Annotated in this window: 18 protein-coding genes, 1 pseudogene and 1 other annotated feature; of the genes and pseudogenes, 4 read left to right on the top strand and 15 right to left on the bottom strand. The window is 37.0% G+C overall.

Annotated elements, in window-relative coordinates; translation table 11 throughout:
• Window positions 1–371: 371 nt before the first annotated feature.
• Both tyrS and acsA read right to left on the bottom strand, forming a co-directional pair.
• Complete coding sequence (gene tyrS, locus J2S13_RS07000; protein ID WP_307257026.1) at window positions 372–1,631, bottom strand: tyrosine--tRNA ligase; 1,260 nt, start codon at window positions 1,629–1,631, stop codon at window positions 372–374.
• A gap of 144 nt (window positions 1,632–1,775) precedes the next feature.
• Window positions 1,776–1,989 (bottom strand) — a binding site (T-box leader).
• 128 nt (window positions 1,990–2,117) lie between these two features.
• Window positions 2,118–3,836, bottom strand: a complete 1,719-nt coding sequence (gene acsA / locus J2S13_RS07005; RefSeq protein WP_307257027.1) for an acetate--CoA ligase — start codon at window positions 3,834–3,836, stop codon at window positions 2,118–2,120.
• Between the two features lie 458 nt (window positions 3,837–4,294).
• Here acsA and J2S13_RS07010 point away from each other — a divergent pair, with 458 nt between their 5' ends.
• From J2S13_RS07010 to J2S13_RS07020, 3 genes are read left to right on the top strand one after another with little or no spacing between them, the layout of a single operon-like run.
• Window positions 4,295–4,927: a GNAT family N-acetyltransferase gene (locus J2S13_RS07010; RefSeq protein WP_307257028.1), complete on the top strand. Its 633-nt coding sequence runs from the start codon at window positions 4,295–4,297 to the stop codon at window positions 4,925–4,927.
• A gap of 34 nt (window positions 4,928–4,961) precedes the next feature.
• Window positions 4,962–5,609: an acetoin utilization AcuB family protein gene (locus J2S13_RS07015; RefSeq protein WP_307257029.1), complete on the top strand. Its 648-nt coding sequence runs from the start codon at window positions 4,962–4,964 to the stop codon at window positions 5,607–5,609.
• Window positions 5,606–6,769 carry an acetoin utilization protein AcuC gene (locus tag J2S13_RS07020; RefSeq protein ID WP_307257030.1) on the top strand — a complete coding sequence of 388 codons (1,164 nt, stop codon included), beginning with the start codon at window positions 5,606–5,608 and terminating at the stop codon, window positions 6,767–6,769. Before J2S13_RS07015 ends, J2S13_RS07020 begins: the two co-directional genes overlap by 4 nt.
• Before the next feature lie 139 nt (window positions 6,770–6,908).
• On the opposite strand, the gene motS is transcribed toward J2S13_RS07020, so the two are convergent.
• The 4 genes from motS to J2S13_RS07040 form a co-directional block, all read right to left on the bottom strand.
• The gene (gene motS, locus J2S13_RS07025) at window positions 6,909–7,649 is read right to left on the bottom strand and encodes a flagellar motor protein MotS (protein WP_307257031.1); all 741 of its coding nucleotides are present in this window, start codon (window positions 7,647–7,649) and stop codon (window positions 6,909–6,911) included.
• Window positions 7,646–8,461 carry a flagellar motor protein MotP gene (gene motP / locus J2S13_RS07030; protein WP_307257032.1) on the bottom strand — a complete coding sequence of 272 codons (816 nt, stop codon included), beginning with the start codon at window positions 8,459–8,461 and terminating at the stop codon, window positions 7,646–7,648. The genes motS and motP overlap by 4 nt, the downstream gene beginning before the upstream one ends.
• Window positions 8,462–8,523: 62 nt before the next feature.
• Window positions 8,524–9,522, bottom strand: a complete 999-nt coding sequence (gene ccpA, locus J2S13_RS07035) for a catabolite control protein A (RefSeq protein ID WP_307257033.1) — start codon at window positions 9,520–9,522, stop codon at window positions 8,524–8,526.
• Window positions 9,523–10,031: 509 nt separating this feature from the next.
• Entirely contained in the window at window positions 10,032–11,108 is a 1,077-nt protein-coding gene (locus J2S13_RS07040; RefSeq protein WP_307257034.1) for a bifunctional 3-deoxy-7-phosphoheptulonate synthase/chorismate mutase, read from the bottom strand.
• Between the two features lie 237 nt (window positions 11,109–11,345).
• On the opposite strand from J2S13_RS07040, the gene J2S13_RS07045 reads away from it, so the two are divergent.
• Complete coding sequence (locus J2S13_RS07045) at window positions 11,346–13,601, top strand: cell division protein FtsA (RefSeq protein ID WP_307257035.1); 2,256 nt, start codon at window positions 11,346–11,348, stop codon at window positions 13,599–13,601.
• On the opposite strand, the gene J2S13_RS07050 is transcribed toward J2S13_RS07045, so the two are convergent.
• From J2S13_RS07050 to J2S13_RS07085, 9 genes and pseudogenes are all read right to left on the bottom strand, one after another.
• The gene (locus J2S13_RS07050) at window positions 13,589–14,020 is read right to left on the bottom strand and encodes a YtxH domain-containing protein (RefSeq protein ID WP_307257036.1); all 432 of its coding nucleotides are present in this window, start codon (window positions 14,018–14,020) and stop codon (window positions 13,589–13,591) included. The two genes, J2S13_RS07045 and J2S13_RS07050, sit on opposite strands and share 13 nt — an antisense overlap.
• 215 nt (window positions 14,021–14,235) lie before the next feature.
• Entirely contained in the window at window positions 14,236–14,712 is a 477-nt protein-coding gene (locus J2S13_RS07055) for a DUF948 domain-containing protein (protein WP_307257037.1), read from the bottom strand.
• 215 nt (window positions 14,713–14,927) lie between these two features.
• Window positions 14,928–16,235 (bottom strand): UDP-N-acetylmuramate--L-alanine ligase, encoded by a 1,308-nt coding sequence (gene murC, locus J2S13_RS07060; RefSeq protein ID WP_307257038.1) that lies wholly within the window; start codon window positions 16,233–16,235, stop codon window positions 14,928–14,930.
• Between the two features lie 287 nt (window positions 16,236–16,522).
• Window positions 16,523–16,666: pseudogene (locus J2S13_RS16885) on the bottom strand (nicotinate phosphoribosyltransferase); the annotation flags it as partial.
• The gene (locus J2S13_RS07065; protein WP_307257039.1) at window positions 16,666–16,797 is read right to left on the bottom strand and encodes a hypothetical protein; all 132 of its coding nucleotides are present in this window, start codon (window positions 16,795–16,797) and stop codon (window positions 16,666–16,668) included. The pseudogene J2S13_RS16885 and the gene J2S13_RS07065, both read right to left, overlap by 1 nt.
• A 92-nt stretch (window positions 16,798–16,889) precedes the next feature.
• Entirely contained in the window at window positions 16,890–19,628 is a 2,739-nt protein-coding gene (locus tag J2S13_RS07070; RefSeq protein ID WP_307257040.1) for a DNA translocase FtsK, read from the bottom strand.
• Window positions 19,629–19,965: 337 nt separating this feature from the next.
• Complete coding sequence (locus J2S13_RS07075) at window positions 19,966–20,760, bottom strand: DUF1444 domain-containing protein (RefSeq protein WP_307257041.1); 795 nt, start codon at window positions 20,758–20,760, stop codon at window positions 19,966–19,968.
• Between the two features lie 94 nt (window positions 20,761–20,854).
• The gene (locus tag J2S13_RS07080) at window positions 20,855–21,172 is read right to left on the bottom strand and encodes a thioredoxin family protein (protein WP_307257042.1); all 318 of its coding nucleotides are present in this window, start codon (window positions 21,170–21,172) and stop codon (window positions 20,855–20,857) included.
• 1 nt (window position 21,173) lies between these two features.
• A complete protein-coding gene (locus J2S13_RS07085) occupies window positions 21,174–22,190 on the bottom strand; it encodes a PTS sugar transporter subunit IIC (protein WP_307257043.1) in 1,017 nt (338 codons plus the stop codon).
• Window positions 22,191–22,361: the final 171 nt, after the last annotated feature.

Consider the following 22,361-nt stretch of genomic DNA (forward strand, 5'->3'; position numbering starts at 1 on the left):
ATTTGGCACCTGGGGAAAATATTCTTTATAATGTGTAGACGGGATTCACCTGAGAGGTTAACAGATTTTTTTCTTTCTTTTGCCTTATGAATTCACTATTCTTCCCCCAATAATTAGGGAAGGTTGTTAGAGGGGGTGTTGTGGTAGTATATACAATAAACTACTTACTTCATGGATATGCACATTTCCCGAACAGATTTGCACCACAATAGTTAGAATATGCATCATTTCCCATGTTTTTTGCCTATTTCCTCGGTTTATATGCGTCATAACTCATTAGATTTGCGCTAGTTCCCACAGTGCACGAATTGATTTTTATCCTTTGAAAAAATATCTAAAAAGCTCACCTTTGAACAGGTGAACTTTTTTCATTAATATTTAATTAAGAAATATTTTTTCTTTCCTCGACGAATAATGGTAAATCGTTGTTCAATTTTATCGTGATCCCCTAACATGTATGCTGTATCTGTCACTCGTTCCCCATTAATATAGATGGCTCCGTTTTGAATATCTTCTCTCGCTTGGCGTTTAGATGAAGAAATTTTTGCTTGAACTAAAAGGTCCACTAATCCAGTTTCTTCTTCACTCTTTAGTTCAAAAGACGGAACATCTTTAAACCCTTGCTTAATTTCTTCAGCTGATAATTCTTTTACTTCTCCACTAAATAAGGCTTGAGATATTTTCACAGCTTGCATCAATGCCTCATCTCCATGAATCAGACGAGTCATTTCCTCTGCTAATGCTTTTTGTGCTTTTCTTAAATGTGGTTCTTCTTGAACAGATTTTTTAAGTTCCGCAATTTCATCAAGAGATAAGAAAGTAAAGTATTTCAAATATTTCACAACATCTGCATCTGCGGTATTGATCCAAAATTGGTAAAATTCATATGGAGTTGTTTTTTCCGGATCTAACCAAATCGCACCACTTTCTGTTTTTCCAAATTTCGTTCCATCCGCTTTCGTTACAAGTGGAATTGTCAATCCGTATGCTTTTGTTCCTTCAGATTTCATTTTACGAATCAGCTCTAAACCGGCTGTAATATTGCCCCATTGATCACTTCCACCAATTTGCATTTTACATTGGTAATTCTCATATAGATGTAAGAAATCCATCGATTGTAAAATCGTATAGGTAAATTCAGTAAAAGAAATACCTACATCTAACCGGGAAGACACAATATCCTTTGATAACATATAGTTTATTCCAAAATGCTTCCCATAATCGCGGAGGAATGTCACGATATCCATCGAACCTGTCCAATCATAATTGTTAACCATCATCGCTCCGTTTTCACCATCAAAATCAAAAATTCGCTCTAACTGCTTTTTGATACATGAAACATTATGTTGTACGGTTTCAATCGTTTGTAGCTTACGTTCTTCTTTTTTTCCACTAGGATCTCCAATCATTCCGGTGGCTCCACCTACTAGCACAATCGGCTTATGACCATGCTGTTGGAAACGACGCAATGTAAGAAATGGTAACAAATGACCAATATGCATACTATCTGCAGTCGGATCGACACCACAGTAAAGAGCAATCTTTTCTTTTTCTAAAAGTTCTTGAATTCCTTTCTCATCTGTTTGTTGGTAAACAATCCCTCTACCTTGCAACTCTTCAATTAAATTCATTTTTCTTTCTCCTTATGCCATAAAATTTTTCGTGTTTTAGGAAGAAAATGGATAAATCCACTTGCTGTGGACAACATTTTTTAAAAGGTTATCCACAGTTCTAAATTTTATAGTTTCCTAAACAAAAAAGCGCCCCTGCAAAAATGCAGGGACGCAGTATGCGCGGTACCACCCAACTTAAGAATAATAAATATTCTCCACTTAAATACGTAACGGTTCATCCGTTTGTCGCTACTTCGATTTTCACAACAACAGCTCCAGGAGGTAATTCGTTTTACTATTTGTATCGATTCTCACCAACCATCGACTCTCTACTAACAGGGATAGTAAAACTACTGAATCCTTTCGTCGCCTTTCACTATGCAATTGGATATATAAGTATTTTTATCATATGAACCATTACATGTCAAATTTTTTTGAGTAATGAATTAACAGAAAAGAGTGTCGCAGTTTAGTTGACACCCTTTTCAATAAAAATTTTTCTTCTTAGTCTTCCATTGTCGATAAATCTCCAGTTGGAAGGTCAAGCTCCCAAGCTTTCAAAACCCTGCGCATAATTTTCCCGCTTCGTGTTTTCGGCAATTTATCACGGAATTCAATTTCTCTTGGGGCTGCATGTGCTGATAGACCAGTTTTAACAAATTGGCGAATTTCCTCAACTAGTTCATCCGTTTGTTCAATTCCCTCTCTTAACGCAACAAATGCTTTTATAATTTCCCCCCGAACTGGATCTGGTTTTCCAATAACCCCCGCTTCAGCAATGGCTGGATGCTCGATCAATTTGCTCTCTACTTCAAATGGTCCAACACGCTCTCCAGATGTCATAATTACATCATCAACACGACCTTGGAACCAAAAATATCCTTCTTCATCCATGTAAGCGGAATCACCTGATACATACCAATCACCAGGCATGAAATAAGACTCATATTTCTCTGGATTATTCCAGATGGAGTGCATCATCGCTGGCCAGCCTTTTTTGATGGCTAAATTCCCCATTCGATTTGGTGGCAGTACATTTCCTTGATTATCAACAATTGCAGCTTCTACACCTGGAATTGGTTTGCCCATGGAACCTGGTTTAATTTCCAAACATGGGTAATTACAAATAAGCTGTGCACCCGTTTCCGTCATCCACCAAGTATCATGAATACGAAGATTAAAGACTTTCATTCCCCAGCGAACTACTTCAGGATTCAACGGTTCCCCAACGGATAAAATATGGCGAAGGGAACTTAAGTCAAATTTCTTTACAATTTCATCTCCAGCTCCCATTAACATACGAAAGGCTGTAGGAGCGCTATACCAAACAGTAATACCAAAGTCCTGAATCGTTTCATACCAATTATCAGGTTTAAATCGGCCACCTACAATGACATTCGTCGTTCCTGTTAACCACGGGCCAAATATTCCGTAAGACGTTCCTGTAATCCAACCAGGGTCAGCTGTGCACCAATAAATATCCTCTTCCTGTAAATCCAACACCCATTTTGCTGTTTGATAATGTTGGATCATAGCATTATGAACATGTAAAACCCCTTTAGGTTTTCCAGTGGATCCAGAAGTATAATGTAAAATCAATCCATCTGTTCGATCGACCCATTCAATTTCAAATTGATCGCTCGCTTGATTTAATTTCTCTAAGAAATTAATATATTTTTCATCTTCCTTAATCCCTTCTCCTACTAAGAAAACCGTTTTCAAGGCAGGAAGTTCATCAACTGGAACTCTTTTAAGCAATTCAGGTGTCGTAACGAGAACTTTTGCTTCACTATCCTGTAAACGATCGCGTACAGCCCCCTCCATGAATGCCTCAAATAATGGGCCAACAATCGCACCTGTTTTGATCGCTCCTAACACAGCAAAATAAAGCTCTGGTGAACGCGGCATGAAAACAAAAACTCGATCCCCTTTTGAAACATTTCCATAAGTTTTTAAAACATTTGCCGCTTTATTTGTGTAATCCTTCATATCTTTAAATGTATATTTCTCATTTCTTTCAGGGTCTTTGTAATAAAGTGCAATTTTATCTTTTCGATCAGACTCTGCATGGCGATCAATCGCCTCGTAAGCCATATTGACTTTTCCAGTTTCAGACCATGTGAAATTTTTTTCAGTTTCTTGCCAATCAAATGTGTTGTAAGTTTCTTCATAATTTTGTAAATTAAAATCCCCTTTGATCACTGGTAACGCTTCCAACTTCATTTGACCATCCCCCTTATGTAAGAAATTACAAATTTATTATATAACAAATTTTGATTTTTCACAATTTTAGAAATATTCAAATTCAATGTTTCCTATAGTTCAATCATAACGACAAAAAGAAAAAAAGTAAATAAATTTGTCTTTTCTGTGACAAATAATATGCATTTCTATAACAATCGAAAAACTACACTAGTCCAATAGAATCATTTGAAGAAAATAGGTATAGTATATATGGTTAAAAGCAATGATGGTATGTTGATGAATGTAAGAAATGGTTTGAAAAATGGGGGTTGCGTAAAAACAATGGTTACAAAAAAGTGCTTTCAGATCCTAGGAACAAGTTTTGCGGGGGTAAAATCTAACCCGATGAAAATAATGTCTGAAAACTTTGTGAAAACGCTTTATTCCCCTTAGATTTATGTATAATAAAGCTATGGAAATTTTAAGGTGGTGGCCAAATGAAACATGTTAAATCCTATCATGCTAGGGAACTCGAGACTCCGAAGGGAACCTTACTAATTGAAGGACCAGTTTCTCCAGAGTACTTGTCGAATCTTAACTTTCATGAGGATTTAGTAGCATTTCGACAACCCGAACAACAACATAAAGCATTAATAGAAATTGCAAGTTTACCTGAAGGACGAATCATCATTGCGAAACAAGAAGATACCGTAGTTGGTTATGTTACTTTTTTATATCCTGATCCTTTAGAACGATGGTCGGAAGGAAAAATGGAAAATCTTATCGAATTAGGAGCTATAGAAGTTAGTTCGAAATTTCGTGGATGTTCTGTCGGAAAACAATTGCTTAAAGTGTCGATGATGGACCATGCAATGGAAGATTATATTATCATCACAACTGAATATTATTGGCATTGGGACTTGAAAGGGACAGGTTTGAATGTATGGGACTACAGAAAGATGATGGAGAGAATGATGAACGCTGGAGGTCTAGAATGGTTTGCCACTGATGATCCAGAAATTAGTTCACATCCAGCAAATTGTCTGATGGTAAGGGTTGGGAACCGAGTGAATCAAGAATCCATCCAGAAATTCGATCAACTCCGGTTCATGAATCGATTTATGTATTAATTTTTTGTTAAATTTGAATGTAGGGGGTTAATGAATGATAATAGAAGAAATAATGAAGAAGGACCTTATTACCCTTCAACCAGATGCTACAATCAAAACTGCACTTCATTTATTAAGAACAAACAAAATTCGCCATATTCCTGTAATTGATAACAACTTGAAATTAATCGGACTTATTTCTGACCGAGATATAAAAGAAGCTATCCCATCTATTTTACAAAAAGAATCACAAGAAGATTTATTATCGAAACCTATTCATCTTTTCATGAAAAAGGATGTAATTACAGGACATCCATTAGATTTTGTTGAGGATGTAGCCGTGATCTTTTATGAGCATAATATCGGATGTCTACCTATTTTAAATGAGGATCAACTTGTTGGAATCGTGACAGAAACGGATGTAATGCGGACATTTGTAGAACTTACGGGAGCTAATCAACCTGGTTCAAGATTTGAAATCAAAGTCCCGAATAAAGCTGGTGTGCTCTATGAGGTTGTAAAAATTATTAAAAAACGAAATTCTATGATCCACAGTGTGCTTGTTTACCCTGATAAATCAGATGATCGGTATAAAATTTTAGTTTTTCGGGTTCGGACGATGAATCCTGTTGGTACTATCGATGACTTGAAGAAAGACGGGTATATGGTCCTCTGGCCAAATATGCCTGGGATTTCATCATGAATCATGATGCAGTCTTTGTATTTTCCGATCAATTGCTATCCTATAAATTTTCGGAAAATCACCCATTTAATCAATTCCGTTTAACTTTAACTATCGATTTATTAAGGAAATTGAACGCACTTGATGATCAATGTATCATTTCACCTCGAAGCGCATCAGAAGAAGAATTATGGCTGAACCATGACAAAGCTTATGTTGAAGCAGTGAAAAAAGCTAGTGTAGGAGAACTGTTGCCAGAAATAGCTGAAGGTTATGGTCTAGGAACGGAAGACACCCCAATCTTCAACGGCATGCATGATGCTAGTTCTCTATTAGTAGGGGGCACTTTAACAGCCGTTGATTATGTGATGTCAGAGAAATCAAACCATGCCTTGCATCTAGGTGGTGGACTCCATCATGGATTTCGCGGCAAGGCATCTGGTTTTTGTATTTATAATGATAGTTCTGTAGCCATTAAATATTTACAAGAGAAATATCATGCAAGGGTTTTGTATGTCGATACAGATGCTCATCATGGCGATGGTGTACAATGGTCATTTTATGATGACCCAAATGTTTGTACCTTTTCCATTCACGAAACAGGTAGATACTTATTTCCAGGAACAGGGAGCATTAATGAAAGAGGACATGGACGTGGCTATGGCTATTCATTTAACCTTCCTTTAGATGCTTTTACAGAAGACGAATCTTGGCTTCAATCTTATGAAACAGCATTCCTTGAAATAGCCGATTTCTTTAAACCAGATGTCATCCTAACTCAAAATGGAGCCGACTCCCATCATTATGATCCCTTGACACATTTATCGGCCACAATGAAAATCTATCGCCAAATCCCAAAATTAGCTCATCAAATAGCCCATCAATATTGTGATGGAAGATGGATTGCTGTTGGGGGTGGAGGGTATGATATTTGGCGAGTCGTTCCAAGGGCTTGGTCGTTAATCTGGTTAGAGATGACTGAAAACTCCCATTTTTCTGGCCCTTTACCTGAAGAATGGGTATCCTATTGGCAGAAGCTAACCTCCCTTCCCCTTCCAACTACATGGGAAGACGCTGAAACAATTTATAAACCAATACCAAGAAAGGCTGAAATTGAAGAAAAAAATCAGCTGACATTAGAGAAGCTACTATACCCCATTAGACATAGATCTAAAAAATAAATTTCAATTCAATCTTTCATCTACTTTTTAAATAAGACAAGCCTAAAAAGCAACAATTGAGATCTTTCATCAATTGCTGCTTTTTAAATTTAAAAAATCCCCGTCCATAAACTTGGCGGGGAATCAATTGCTCAAATTTTTATTTCATGGTAGATTCAGCGTCATTATCATCATATTTTGGATCAGAAATAATCACTTCCACTCGCCGATTTTTTTGGAAATTTTCTTCACTATCATTTGGTACAACAGGTCGAGTGGATCCATATCCGACAGCAATAAACCGACTTGGATCTAAATTCTCATTTTCTACTAAAAAACGGATCACACTGCTGGAACGGGCACTTGAAAGTTCCCAGTTAGAAGGGAACTGATCATTTTTAATAGGTCGATTATCTGTATGGCCTTCAATTTTCACAATATTAGGTTTCCCTGCTAACATTTTTCCAAGCTGTTTTAAAAATGGATAAGCCTCCTCGACCACAGTTGCTTTTGCAGTATCAAATAATATTTGCTCCTGAAGAACGAGTACCACCCCTCGCTCTGTTCTTGTGGCTGTGGCTACTTCCTCTAAGCCGTACTCTTTGAGAGAAGCCTGAACTTCATTTAACAGCTTATCTAAAGAACCTTGTCCATCTTCTTCTTTTTTTATAGGTTTAGGTAAAGAAGAAGGTTCATCTGCAGGAATAATAGATGGATAGAATTCCATGATCGGTTTATCTTTAAACGATTCAATCATCGTTTTAAATTTTAATTGGTCAATTTGCGACATTGAAAAGAGTAAAATAAAAAAGACTAAAACAAGTGTTACTAAGTCTGCGAACGTAACCATCCACTTCGGTGCACCATTCGGTTTTTCAGGTGGCCGTCTTCGCATATTCATGATTGAACAGTCCTTTCAGCTGATTCCTGACGAGCAAATACCTTATTCTTCTCTTCTGCAGATAAAAAGGCATATAGTTTTTCCTGTAACAGTTTAGGATTTTGTCCAGACTGCACTCCAATAACACCTTCGATAATGACCTGTTTAAAGAACACTTCTTTTTCAGTTTTTAAGAGCAACTTGGATGACAACGGAATAAAAACCATATTGGCCAATAAAGAACCATATAATGTCGTGAGGATCGCAATGGCCATATTAGGACCTAATGACTTTGGGTCATTCAAATTATTTAACATTAAAACCAGACCAATTAATGTCCCAACCATTCCCCATGCAGGTGCATAATCTCCCGCTTTTTCTAAAAGGCTTCTTCCTTTTCGATGGCGCTCCTCTAATGCTAATATTTCTGCATTCATAATATCGACAATCATATCTTGCTCAATTCCATCAACTGCTAATAAAATTCCTTTTCGTATAAAGGGATCATCCACTTCCTCTACCGTGGCTTCGAGGGCTAACAATCCTTCGCGTCGTGCCTTTTCTGAAAGTTTAACAAAAATATCGATTAAACTTTGAAGCTGATAATTTTCGACATTAAAGGCCTGCTTGATGACGACGAATATATGCTTAATATCCTTAACTGGAAAGCTGATTAAAAGCCCTGTCGTTACCCCACCAAACACAATGAGAAAAGAAGGAATGTGTAAAAAAGAGCTGAAGCCAGACATCCCACCACTTGTAAAAATGGCCAAAATAAGTAGTATAATCCCAAATAAAAGTCCAATAGGTGTAAGTGCATCTATTTTTTTCATAATTGATTCCCCTATTTCCTTCCTTTAAAGAACTCTTTCTACTACATATATCGGCAAATTTTTTATTTTGTTGACCCTCTTTTTTCGATTCGATGGGGAAGAACAACAATATGATCCTCTACTTTTTCTTTATTCATAAATTTGGTCAAAAGCCTCATCGATACAGCGCCAATATCATAAAGAGGTTGTACGACTGACGTAAGCTGTGGACGTACCATTAAGGCTAATCGAGAACTATCGAAACTGATCACTTCTAATTCATCCGGGACTTTTACCCCAGCATCCTGTGCTCCATGAATGACCCCTAATGCCATTTCATCATTGCTAACAAAGATCGCTGTAGGCTTAAGAGGAGACTCATAAAATTTTTGCCAACATTCAATCCCGGAATCATATGTATAATCTCCCTCTGCGATCAGCTCTTCACGTATTGGAAGATTGGCATCTTGTAGTGCTTGCTCATACCCTCTTAACACAAGCTCTTTATTGATCGTATCGTTAAAAGGACCTGCGATAAAGGCGATATCTTTATGACCTTCTTTCACAAGTAAGGAGACCGCATCATAAGCTGCTCGGTTATAATCGATATTAACAGATGGGATTTTCTCTGAAGGTTCTACAGACCCAGCCAACACGACAGGAACAGGAGAGCGCTCAAATTCTGTCACATGTCCCTCACTAATTTGTCCTCCCATAAATACAATTCCATCCACTTGTTTGCCTAGCATTGTATTTAATAAATGAAGTTCTTTCTCCTTATTTTGATCTGAGTTACTTAGAATAATATTATATTTATACATTGTCGCAATATCTTCTATCCCTCTCACAAGCTCAGCATAAAAAATATTGGAAATATCAGGAATAATCACACCAACTGTCGTTGTTTTTTTACTAGCTAACCCCCGGGCCACTGCATTCGGGCGATATCCTAGTCTTTCGATGACATCCAATACTTTTTTCCTTGTTGCGGGTTTCACATTGGGATTACCGTTTACCACCCTTGAGACGGTAGCCATTGAAACATTTGCTTCCCTTGCCACATCATATATTGTTACATTCATCACCAATCACTCCTAATCTTAAAAGGCCACATTTATGCACTCTATTTTATATGAGAAAAGTCAAAGAAGTTATTTTCCACATAAAAAGTTCATAATATTTTCGAAATATAGATTTAATTTAACCAAATTATGTTTATTATCATACGACAGTATCAGTAACTATGCAATTTCTAACCAACTTTCAGAAAGTAAAGAAAGATCAATTTTTTGTAAAAAGTATATTAAAATAAAAAACAAAAGCGGAAGCGCCTTGCTCATCGGCGTACGGATTTCGTAGGTTTCGACCAAGATAAAGGAAACACAGCGAGACGGTTTTGCGAGCTGATGTTGACTTATCGTAGGGAAAAGACGAAGTAATCCGCTAGACGATAGGCGCTGGAGCTAGACGTTCAAAAGCGAAAGCGCCTTGATCATTTTTATTTTCCTAACCATGAAAAAACCCCCTATCACAATTCGTCATAGGGAGTTTACATTTACTAATGCATCATTAGATTTTCCAGAAATCGGTACTAAGCTCTTACTGGCATAAACTTTTGAATTTCATTATAAAATTCATCAAATTGCTTTAAGTTCATTTGTTGAGCTGAATCTGATAAGGCAACAGCTGGATCTGGATGCACCTCTGCCATCACTCCGTCAGCTCCAATAGCTAAAGCAGCTTTAGCTGTAGGTAACAATAGATCACGGCGTCCAGTTGAATGGGTAACATCAACAAATACAGGTAAATGTGTTTCTTGTTTTAAGATTGGTACAGCAGAAATATCTAATGTATTTCGAGTAGCTCTTTCATACGTACGAATTCCTCGTTCACAAAGGATAATTTGATCATTTCCTTGAGAGATAATATATTCCGCAGCATTAATAAATTCTTCGATTGTTGCAGCTAATCCACGCTTTAATAATACCGGTTTATTCACAGCGCCAGCGGCTTTTAATAATTCAAAGTTATGCATATTACGAGCACCGATTTGAATAACATCAATATAATCAAGTGCTTTTTCGATATGAGCAGGGTTTACAATTTCACTCACAACAGCTAGATCAAATTCTTTAGCTACTTGTTTTAAAATCTTAAGACCTTCCACACCTAGCCCTTGGAAATCATAAGGAGATGTACGTGGTTTATAAGCTCCACCGCGGATCAATTTTAAGCCCTTATCTTTAATAGTTTGAGCTACCTGAGCCACTTGGTCATATGATTCAACAGCACATGGTCCGAATACGAAGGTTGGTGTACCATTTCCAACCTTTTCACCTTTAATGTTGACAATCGTGTCTTCAGGTTTCTTTTTACGAGAAACAAGTAAAGCTTTTCGGTGATCATCCTTCTGTAATTCTAAACCAGCTTTAAAAATTTCCTTAAAAAGATGCTCTATAGTTGAATTCTCGAAAGGACCATCGTTATGATCAATAATTAAGTTAAGCATATCTCTTTCCCGAACAGGTTCATATCGATTGACACCTTGCTTTTCTTTCACACGTCCAATTTCTTGTACAAGACTTGCACGCTCATTTATTAAGTCAAGCAGCTTAAGATTGATTTCATCTACTGAGTTTCTTAATTCCTCAAGCCCTCGGTTACTCATTGTCATCCATCCTTTCGTTCAATTGTCTTTTTGTATTCGCTCATTGCTGTCCGATCTAAGAAGAAAAAATTGTAAGTTTCAAACTTTAATATTAGAAAAAACTGTGATACATTTTTGTATATATTAGGATTATTATAAATCATTCAAATTGAATTGTCACGATAATTTTACTTTAATTATTAAACGCTTTTAAGTGATAAAGTACCTTGTGAATACTTCGTAAAGTAGGTGTTATATTTGCAACCTCAAGAAAAGATCTTTGCCCTTGATATTGGGACACGTTCTGTCGTAGGCATTATATTAGAAGTGGATGGTGAAAGTTACCATGTTATTGATATAGCGATGAAAGAACATGATAAGCGCGCAATGCTTGATGGTCAAATCCATGATATTCTTTCTGTTTCAAAATTAATTACTGAGATTAAAGAAATATTGGAAGAAAAACACGGTCCACTTCATAGGGTCTGCGTTGCTGCTGCAGGTCGAGCATTACGAACAGAAACCGCAACGAAAACCATCTCCATTAAAGGAAAGCCAATCATCACAAAGGATGACATTCTTCACTTGGAGCTTTCTGCCGTTCAAAAAGCCCAATCTCAAGCAGCTAGTAAAGATCAATCAGATCGGCATTATCATTATTATTGTGTCGGATATTCTGTTCTTTACTATCGGTTAGATGGTGAGAAGATTGGTAGTTTAATTGATCAACAAGGAGAGGAAGCTTCTGTTGAAATTATTGCAACTTTCCTTCCACGTGTTGTTGTTGAATCCTTAATTGCTGCATTAAATCGTTCACAATTAGAGATGGAGGCACTTACATTAGAGCCGATTGCTGCGATTAATATCTTAATCCCCCCCTCCATGCGTCGTTTAAATGTCGCTTTAGTGGATATTGGAGCTGGGACGTCTGATATCGCGATGACCAATCATAATACGATTATCGCCTATGGAATGGTCCCCATTGCGGGAGACGAAATTACTGAAAGCCTAAGTGATGAGTATCTACTCGATTTTCCAGTAGCTGAAAATGTTAAAAGAAATTTAATAACCGATGAAGAAATCACCATCACGGACATATTAGGATTTGACAGTACGATTCCACGAAAGGAAGTCATCCAAAAAATAAGTCCTGCCATTGATAAATTAACGGATGCTATTGCGACAGAAATATTGAAACTGAATAACGGCCAACCTCCTAAAGCAGTCATGCTTGTGGGTGGGGGAAGTTTAACACCTGAATTACCAAAACGGCTTAGCGAAAAACTCCAATTACCTTCGAATCGTGTAGCCATTCGAGGATCAGATGCTATCCAAAGTTTAACGATTCACCCGGAAATAACTCATGCACCTACTCTAGTTACACCGGTCGGCATTGCCATTGCAGCACGAAAGGCACCCGTTCACTATAAAACGATTTACTTAAATGAAGAACCTGTTCGGCTGTTCGAATTGAAGGATTTAACAGTCGGGGATGGCTTGCTCGCATCCGGAATAAAGGTGAACAAACTTTATGGAAAACCAGGCGCAGCCATTATGACTACAGTCAACGGGCAATTGATCACCATTCCTGGTCAATATGGGCAGCCACCTACTTTGTTAAAAAACGGGAATGCTTGCCAAATAGATGACCCCATAAAAGACGGCGATCAGATTATCGTGAAAAAAGGGGAAGACGGGAAAGATGCTGCTGTTAAAATAAAAGATTTAATTAATGATCCTGAACGAATAGATGTCTTCTTAAATGAGAAAAAAGTAGAAATCCCTTTAATGATAATGAAAAACGGTGAAATAGTTGAACATAATGATTGGGTGATCGATGGGGATATAATTGAAACGAGTTTTTTAACAGTTCAAGAACTCTTTATCCAAGAAAAGAAAGAACATTGGTTGAAAGAGCTAAAACCTTTTTTTATTCATCTAAACCAGAAAAAGACCTTCTTTCCAACGTTTTCAGCCAAATTAATGATTAACAACAAAAGAGGAGAGATTACACATCCACTTCAGCATGGAGATCAAATCGAATTTTATGAAATGATTCATCTTACAGTTCAAAATATTGCAGAGCTGAAAAAATACAAATTGAAACAGTCCATTCCGATTACATTTAACGGCAAGAACATTACCATAACGAAGAACATTACAGAGTTTTACCGAAATAAGCAAAAATTAACCGAGCAGGACCTCGTTCATATGGAAGATAAAATTACGGTTCGAACTGAAAAATTCGATTCCTTTATTTTTCAAGATGTGTTTCGCCATGTTGAAGTGAATATGCCTGAAAATGCAAAAGGAACATTTATATTATTAAAGAATAATGTAGAAGCGACCTTTTACGATCCTATTCAAGCTGGTGATCATTTAGAAATCCTTTGGCCATTAGCGACAAAAAAAACGATAAAAAAAACGGCAAATGGAAAATCCACTTTGCCGCTTTTATTATTATTTCTAGCCATATCTCTTCATTTTACATTTGCTTTTAATTATTGCTGGTAAGCTTTTTCGGTTTCATCAAAAGCTTTTTTTGCCTCATCTAGCTTGATTGTCCAATCTTCTGTTGTAGAATCATTGATTTCATCAACTTCATTTTTTGTTGATTTTTTTAATGTTTTCACTTTGCTAATCCAATCATTTGATTGATCTTGCACCGTTTTTGAAATCGCCCCTGTTTTCTCCTTAGCTATGGAGGCCATTTCGCATCCTCTTTCCTTAGCCGTTTCTGTCCATGATGTGGCTTTTTCTTTCAGATTGATAGCTTGTCCATTAAGATTATCCCGCAGTTCTCTTCCCGACTTCGGAGCAAGGAAAAGGGCCGTTGTAGCTCCAATAATTCCACCAACTAGAGCCCCAATTAGAAAATCCTTCGTATTCATATTTTCATCATTTGTCTTCACTTTTTTATTTTCGTTTGCCATTATATCCATCCTCTCTCCTATTTTTTGATTACTACTTGCAGGTAACTTTATGGTTAAATAGATGCATTCTTACTTCATTCATGAGGTGCGAGTTTTTTGTTGTTAGAATAGAATCAACCGGTGTTTAACCAATTGTCGTTCATTAACCATACTATTTAAAAAGACATACACTTTATAAAGATGATGAAAGAACGAACACCTACTTATTAACAGGATTATTCAGTCCCATCTGATCGGACTGGCTGCTTTTGGATAGAAGTATCATCTTCAATTATCGGATGATTTTTTTTTGCTTTAAACTTATCAACAATTTGTTTGACGACACTTCCCCACTGAACTGCTTGAGAGATTTTATCTTGGTTGTTTTCTACTTGTGATGAAACATTCATGGTCACTTTTTTAACAGAATTATTTAATGTTTGAATGGTTGTCCCTACATCTTTTACAGCATATACAACCGTATTTAATTGTTCTGTTTTCTTTTGAACATCTTCTGCAAGTTCATTGGTCTTATGCAATAAATCAGCTGTTTCTTTCGTAACCCCTTGAAGTTGTCCTTCTAAACTATCCAATGTCTTTGAAACACTGTTTAATGTAGTGCTAACAGATTTTAAAGTGGTAGACAGATTGATGACTAATATTAAAAATGCCAATGCAATTACAGCTACGCTTACATATAATATAATAATCATTTAATATACACCTCCACCAGTTGCTCGATTATCCCTTTGGATGATTATTCCTTCGTTTTATCATATGATATTTATTTATTTCCCTCAAGATTAAACTATTAAACAACCGTAACTTCCCTTAAAAATAAGGAATCTTTTTGACATTTTCTTGAAATGTCAAAAAACACGCCGAATAGCCGACGTGTTTTCAAGATGTCTCTCCAAAAACAGACAGATTATAAAGTTGCTTTTAATACTTCTTCATATGCTTTTTGGAACTTTTGAATATCTCCAGCTCCCATAAAAATCAAAACCGCGTCCTCATGTTTTAATAATGGAGAGGTATCGTTCTCTGTTAAGATCTTCGATGACTCGATTTTCTCCTGTAAATCGACAATCGATAATTTCCCATGGTTTTCACGAGCCGACCCGAAAATATCACATAAATATACAGCATCTGCTGTACTTAAACTTTGAGCAAAATCAGCTAAAAAAGTTTGCGTTCTTGTAAATGTATGAGGTTGGAAGATACATACAATATCTTTTCCAGGGTATTTTTGTCTTGCTGCATTAATCGTCGCTTTAATTTCTGTTGGATGGTGAGCATAGTCATCAATAATGATTTGAGTTCCCATCACTTTTTCAGAAAAACGTCGTTTGACGCCCGGGAAGGTTTGTAAGTATTCTTGAATAATATCCGTATCGATATTTTCATAATGACAAAGGGCTATAACGGCCAATGTATTTAATATGTTATGATCACCAAATGTCGGGATATGGAAAGTTGAATAAAATGTATTTCGTACGAATACATCAAATGTCGTACCGGTTGTGCTTCTTTCTATATTACGAGCTTGGAAATCATTTTCCTCATCAAATCCAAAAAAGACAACAGGAACTTGAGCCTGTATTTTTTGAAGCTGCTCATCATCTCCACAGGCAAAAATGGCTTTATTTACTTGCATGGCCATTTCTTGAAAAGCAGAATAAACATCATCAATATTTGCGAAATAATCCGGATGATCAAAGTCAATATTCGTCATAATCGCATAATCAGGGAAATAGGAAAGAAAGTGGCGACGATATTCACAGGCCTCAAAGACAAAATAGGTCGCATCCTTCTCACCTTTTCCCGTACCGTCACCTATAAGAAAAGAAGTCGGTTTGGCGCCACTTATTACATGGGATAATAACCCTGTTGTCGACGTTTTTCCATGTGAACCTGTTACGGCCACACTGATGAATTTCTTTATAAAATCACCTAAAAAGGTATGGTATCGAACGACAGGAATCCCTAGCTTTATTGCTTCATCAATTTCTTCATGTGTGTCCGGAAAAGCATTGCCAGCAATGACAATCATACCAGGCTTGATATTAGATCTTTGAAAAGGCAGGATTGGAATTCCATTTTCCTCTAACGCTTTTTGAGTAAAGAAATATTTTTCTACATCAGAACCTTGGACATCATAATCCATTTGATAAAGAATTTGTGCAAGGGCACTCATTCCCGAACCTTTTATTCCTACAAAATGATATATTGACATAATAGAACCTCCAACAATCGTCTATCTGTTCTGTAAGCAGTATATGTACAGAAGTGAATTTTGCCATTTATGGATGGGACACGTACTCCATGTATCATCCAATTATTATAGCATTATTTTTCATTATCGCGAATTTATTGAAAACATGAACATATTGCATTCAAAAATAAGCGCTTTTCCTTAAAAAATCGGCCATTTCTTTATACAAAATAGCCATGTCTATTAGTTATCAAAAAATATATTAGAATGGATTGAATTGCTAATTGCCTGCTTCAACAGGAAACCATTCATTTCTCATCCACTTTCTCTAGCCTTGAATTCGGACGATGTCTTATTCCTGCTTTTGCTTGATGCTGGTTATTGCGAGGAACGAGATCTCCTGTGAATCCTATATGAACTCTTAATAAATTACTTCCAACCCCACAAACATCTAAAAAGATACTTTCCTTTTAAATTCTTTAATTTGCGGGTCAAACTTAAACGTTTCGTTTGTCAAACGTTTTAATTTCCCTGCCCCTTTAATTCCATCTCCTTCATAGCCTAAAGCTCCCCACTCAATCATCCTTTCTTTCTATTCTTTTTGGTTTTCGTACTCTTATTTCTATTTAATAAATTAACATTTTTAAATAACAGTATAAAGCATACCACGGAAATTTAGAATGCACTAGTGTCATTCATTTCCGCTAATTCCTCTAAAGAAATAAGCACATCCCTCGGTTTTCCCGCTCTCTGTTCTGAAACAATTCCCTGCGCCTCCATTATTTCTATTAATCTAGCTGCCCGATTATATCCTATATGAAATCGTCTTTGTAGTAGGGAGGTTGATGCTCCGCCTTGTTGGATAACAAATTCACATGCCTCCATAAAAAGCTCATCTTCTTCCTCTTGTACAATCGCTTTTTGTAAAAGTTCTTCTTGTTGAAATAAATAATGAGGCTCAAGCTGGTTTCGAACATGTTCTACGACTGTATCGATTTCATCATCTGATACAAAGGTTCCTTGCAATCGTAATGATTGTGATGACCCATTATTTAGGAACAGCATATCTCCTCTTCCTAAAAGTTTTTCCGCTCCACCACTATCCAAAATGGTCCGCGAATCTGCCTGGGAAGAAACGGAGAAAGCGATTCTCGTTGGAATATTCGCTTTAATTAATCCTGTTATTACATCCACCGATGGCCGCTGAGTAGCCACAATCAAGTGAATTCCACACGCACGAGCTTTTTGGGCAATCCGACAAATCGCTTCCTCCACCTCAGCAGGTGACATCATCATTAAATCTGCTAATTCATCAATAACAATGACAATATACGGTAAATATTCAGACTTATTCCCTTTTTTCTCGACTTTTTCATTATATCGTTTTAGATCACGAGCACCTGAATGGGCAAATAATTCATATCGTCTATCCATTTCTTCTACAGCCCATTTTAAGGCGGCAGTTGCTACTTTTACATCGGTAATAACCGGACTGACTAAATGTGGGATGCCATTATACGGCGCAAGTTCTACCATTTTCGGATCAATTAACATCAACTTTAATTGCCGTGGAGATACTTTATATAACAAGCTTACTAATAAGGAGTTAATACAAACACTCTTACCAGACCCTGTAGCCCCTGCAATTAAACCGTGTGGCATTTTCCTTAAATCTGTAATGATCGGTTCTCCTGAAATATCTAAACCAAGAGCAACCGTTAGAGGAGAATCACTCTTCGTAAATACAGGACTTTCAATGATTTCCCTTATAAGTACTGGACGGCTTTCTTTATTTGGAACTTCAATTCCGATCGTATGCTTTCCAGGAATAGGTGCTTCCATTCGAATATCTTTTGCGGCCAAACTTAATTTAATATCATCAATTAAATTTGTAATTTTATTTACTTTCACACCCGGCTCAGGCTGAACTTCAAATCGTGTAACAGATGGTCCTTCCGTTACATTAACTACATTGGCCTTCACATTGAAATTCTTTAAAGTCCGATCCAATACTTCCATTTGCTCGGCAATCCATCGGTTATCAGAATTTTTTTCGATTGGAGGATTTAAAAAATCGAAAGAAGGGTACTGATAATCTTCATGCTTTTCTTTCTCTTCTTCTTTAACGAGCTCCTCTTTGGTCTGTTTGGCCTCTTTCTCTTTCATTTGATTCAGCTGTTGCTTTCGTTCGAAATAGCGTTTATCTTGTTTTAACATCAGCACATTAAACGGAAGATGTGTCCGTTTTTTAGCCGGTTTCTCTTCATTTGCAACGGCTTTCTGCTCTTCCTTATTTGTCGATTCCTCTGTATGTACAGCCGTTTGCTCTTGTTCGATATTAGACTTCTCAACTGGCTCCTCTTTCATTTCGAATTCATGATCCTGTTGTTCCACCTCAGGAAGATGTTCTTCAGGTGTTTCATCTATAGCCTCATTGATTTCATTTTCTTTCTCTAGCTTTACGGACTCATTGATTTCGTGTTCTTTCTCTAGTTTTGCAGATTCACTGATGTGAGAAGGTTCATGCCCCGAAGGATCCTCAACCACGTGAATCTCGACAGAATCTTGATGAATTTCTTCAATCCCTTCTAATCCTCGTTCCTTTCCTTCTTTGTCAGTCACATACGTTTCCTCTAGGTCAGAATCGTCGATTGATTCCTTTTCTTCTAATGAGGAATCTAAAGAATCTATTAAGTCCTCCACTTCCTTTATGGTAGAAAGGCCGTCCGATTTTTGGATTTCTTCTTGCTTATCCATTAAAATCCCCTCATTTTGTTCCAAGTCATAACGGGATAAAGTCTCTTCTGTTTTTTTCGTTTGTCTTTCCTCTTGATCAGTCGAAACAACCGGTTCCTTTTCCGTTAATTGCTGAGTGGAAAGCGTCGCAGCCATTTCTTCTGCAACCTGCTTTTGAATAAGTTCTTCTTTTCTACTTTTATGATCTAGGTGATTTTTCCTTAAGAATGAATCTTTTAATTCATATTCAGTTTGCTCTTTCTGTTTTTTTAAATTATTTTTATGAAAGCCATAAATCGGGGAAGGAATTTCAGTTGGACGAAATGGTTTTTTCGAACGGAATTCCTTTTGTTTTGGCTTATTTGGCAGAGCTGTATTTGTCTTCTTTATTTTCCGTGTTTCTTGTGAATATAATGGGGCCACCTGTTCCTCTACGCCTGATTGTTGTCTCTTTCTGCGTGCAGAACGTTCTTTTTTATCGTCTGGAATGACCGGAAATCGAAAATTCCCTTTCGGATATTGAAATACCATGCGCGCTTCTACATCATTTGAACGATGCTTTTCTTGATGTTCGTGATGATTCGAGTCATCATGGCCATTCCTGACATTTTCTTGTTCAAAATCCTCGCTTTCGTCTTCATGACGAGATCTATTAAATAAATTTTTAAACCAATTCAACACTATCACTCTTTCTTATTTTAGAGAATCATTTACTGCCACCCTTAAAGCGGGTAGCCTAGCCAGGCTAAGCCACAGGACGTGGCGTTCTTTAACGTGGCAAGTTCAACTAACATTCAGTGAGAAAAAAAGCTCACTGAATAAAATTGCACTTTATATTTTAACAGTTGACGAAACGTTTCGATAGGGAAATTCATGATGGGAAAAAAGATAGAAAAAATCCGAACTCGACAAAAAATATTATCGGTTCGGATTTAATCGCTTTAAATCAGTCATCTACATTGATCGTGATCCCTGTTCTATTTCGATAAAAGCGTACATTATACCTGCTTACTTTTTATTTTTTCCGGTTTTTTGCCATAATAAAAATCGGTTCTAATTCTCCATTTTCATAAATAAATGGCAATGCTGTAATTGGAACAGCACCATTTGTAAAGAAACTCATCGTCATTTGAGCAAGAATATCATATCCTGTTTCATTGCGGATATCTCCTATAATCAATACATCCGCATGGGGAACAGCGACAGTCATATCCCCTTCAATAGTTAGACTTATTTCCTTCAAAAACTTTTCATTCAGTATTCGACTTGCATCATAGCCATCATTTGTATTTAAAAAATAAAATAGATTACCAGCTACCTCGTCCTTCTTAAGTGAAGATGGCAATGAACGAACATTAAATTTGGCCATCTCACGAATATGATCTGCCTTCCATTTCTCTTTATTGATCAACTGCTCATCGATCAATCGATAAGTTGTGCCTAAATCTAGTGCATAATAAATTCTTGTTTCCGCTGTATGTTCATCAAATAAAAAAGCGACCCCTTCACTTGATTCCTTTGGAAAAGAACGAGAGCGAATAACCGGAAAGATTTTTTTCTCCCGGTCTTTAAGTATAGGATCTGTCCCCATGACTTCTATGGCTTCATCCACATAATAAACGGTTTCTTCAATAGCCTTTTCTTTTTTTCTGTGCCATTTGGCAATGATACCTGGAAGAGAGATGTCAATCCCCTTACCTGTTATTTTATTTTCAATACGCAACACATCATTTTTTCGATCAAAGCTGAAAATACGATTTTCTTTTTTCAATCGATTTTCCAGCTCTTTTCTCATTGATTTCGTATCCATTTTCCCTCTCCTTCTCTATTTCGACTGGAATAAAGGAAACACGAGCGAGGTAGTCCATGAGCTGATGTTGACTTATCGTAGGGCTGTTCATTGTTTATTTATTTAGGCTTTCAAGAAATTGTTCGATTTCTTCTCTTGATTTGCGGTCCTTACTTACAAATCTCCCCAACTCTTGCCCATGATCATAGGCAAGAAAGCTCGGAATCCCAAACACATCTAGTTCTCCACATAAATCAATAAAATCATCACGATCAACATAAATAAATGTAAACTGTGAATAACTTTCCTCAATCTCTGGTAAAAACGGTTTAATGACTTGACAATCTGGACACCAATCCGCTGTAAATAAGAATATGTATTTTCCACTATTTTTTAAAGTTGAGAATTCTTCAATAGACTTTAATTTTTCCATTTTATTTCCCTCCAGTTTCAATGGCCATTTGACCATACTTAATCCATCCCATTTTTCTCATCCATTCGGATATGATTAAGCTTATCACAAGTGGACCAATAAAATGAAGGATGAGAACTTTCAATAAAATCTCCCCACTAAACCCCATAACAGTAAATGTCATGATCTGGCCAACTAATCCACTTGTCCCCATTCCTGCTCCTGCGGCATTATTTAGCATCGGCCAAATGGTCGTCCCAATTGGAGCTAATATTGCCCCTGCTACTGTCGGTGGAATCAGAATAAGTGGGCTTCTGACAATGTTCGGTACTTGCAACATCGAAGTCCCTAAGCCTTGTGCTATAAAGCCCCCAAGTTTGTTTTCCCGATAACTACTAATCGCAAAACCAATCATTTGGGCACTACACCCAATCGTGGCTGCACCAGCCGCAAGACCACTAATATCTAACATCATCGCAATGGCGGCACTAGAAATAGGGGCAGTTAGGGCAAGTCCCATTAAAGTTGCCACAAGTATGCCCATTGTAATAGGCTTTTGCATGGTAGCCCATTCAATCCACCCACCAAAGACTTTCATGAATGTTGCAATTTCCGGCCCAATAAAAGCGGCCACAGCATAACCTGAAAAAATCGTAACAAAAGGGGTCACGATAATATCTACCTTGGTTGTTTGACTTACCAATTTTCCGATTTCAGTTGATAGAAGAGCGGCTACATAACTGCCCGCTGGTCCACCGAGTGCCGCCCCAGCCGCCCCAGTTACCACACTTGCGAAAAGTACAAGAGGAGGAGCCTTTAATCCAAATGCGACCGCAACCCCAATGGCTGGCCCCATTAACCCCATTGCCAATTTCCCCATTTCAATGAAAAATGGGAGTGAAAATTGTTGTCCGATCGTTTGTATAATTAACCCTATGATTAATGACCCAAATAGCCCAAGAGCCATATAGCTTAAGGCTTCAACAAAATAAACTTTAGGAGAGAGTGAGATCCCCTTCTTTTGTAAATATGCTTTCATATGCTTCCCTCCAATTGTAATCGTACATTACTAGTGTAAAGACATTTGTTAACGATGTCTATGTTCGAAGAAAATTGTATGTGTCAAGTTTTTCTCGGTGTTGCTTTTACACCAATATTTTAAGCACTCTATTTTGTACACTTTTTACATCTACCGCGCTAACGCTTGGTG

It is taken from the genome of Oikeobacillus pervagus, from assembly GCF_030813365.1.
GTDB lineage: Bacteria > Bacillota > Bacilli > Bacillales > DSM-23947 > Oikeobacillus > Oikeobacillus pervagus.

Bases quoted from the DNA above. Each gene is read 5' to 3' on its own strand.
- J2S13_RS07040 (WP_307257034.1), bottom strand. From the start codon at position 11,108: ATGAGTAACCGAGGGCTTGAGGAATTAAGAAACTCAGTAGATGAAATC.
- motP (WP_307257032.1), bottom strand. From the start codon at position 8,461: ATGAAAAAAATAGATGCACTTACACCTATTGGACTTTTATTTGGGATT.
- J2S13_RS07010 (WP_307257028.1), top strand. From the start codon at position 4,295: ATGAAACATGTTAAATCCTATCATGCTAGGGAACTCGAGACTCCGAAG.
- J2S13_RS07055 (WP_307257037.1), bottom strand. From the start codon at position 14,712: ATGATTATTATATTATATGTAAGCGTAGCTGTAATTGCATTGGCATTT.
- J2S13_RS07075 (WP_307257041.1), bottom strand. From the start codon at position 20,760: ATGGATACGAAATCAATGAGAAAAGAGCTGGAAAATCGATTGAAAAAA.
- acsA (WP_307257027.1), bottom strand. From the start codon at position 3,836: ATGAAGTTGGAAGCGTTACCAGTGATCAAAGGGGATTTTAATTTACAA.
- J2S13_RS07085 (WP_307257043.1), bottom strand. From the start codon at position 22,190: ATGAAAGCATATTTACAAAAGAAGGGGATCTCACTCTCTCCTAAAGTT.
- J2S13_RS07050 (WP_307257036.1), bottom strand. From the start codon at position 14,020: ATGGCAAACGAAAATAAAAAAGTGAAGACAAATGATGAAAATATGAAT.
- J2S13_RS07080 (WP_307257042.1), bottom strand. From the start codon at position 21,172: ATGGAAAAATTAAAGTCTATTGAAGAATTCTCAACTTTAAAAAATAGT.
- J2S13_RS07015 (WP_307257029.1), top strand. From the start codon at position 4,962: ATGATAATAGAAGAAATAATGAAGAAGGACCTTATTACCCTTCAACCA.
- ccpA (WP_307257033.1), bottom strand. From the start codon at position 9,522: ATGAATGTAACAATATATGATGTGGCAAGGGAAGCAAATGTTTCAATG.
- motS (WP_307257031.1), bottom strand. From the start codon at position 7,649: ATGAATATGCGAAGACGGCCACCTGAAAAACCGAATGGTGCACCGAAG.
- murC (WP_307257038.1), bottom strand. From the start codon at position 16,235: ATGTCAATATATCATTTTGTAGGAATAAAAGGTTCGGGAATGAGTGCC.
- J2S13_RS07065 (WP_307257039.1), bottom strand. From the start codon at position 16,797: ATGATTGAGTGGGGAGCTTTAGGCTATGAAGGAGATGGAATTAAAGGG.
- tyrS (WP_307257026.1), bottom strand. From the start codon at position 1,631: ATGAATTTAATTGAAGAGTTGCAAGGTAGAGGGATTGTTTACCAACAA.
- J2S13_RS07020 (WP_307257030.1), top strand. From the start codon at position 5,606: ATGAATCATGATGCAGTCTTTGTATTTTCCGATCAATTGCTATCCTAT.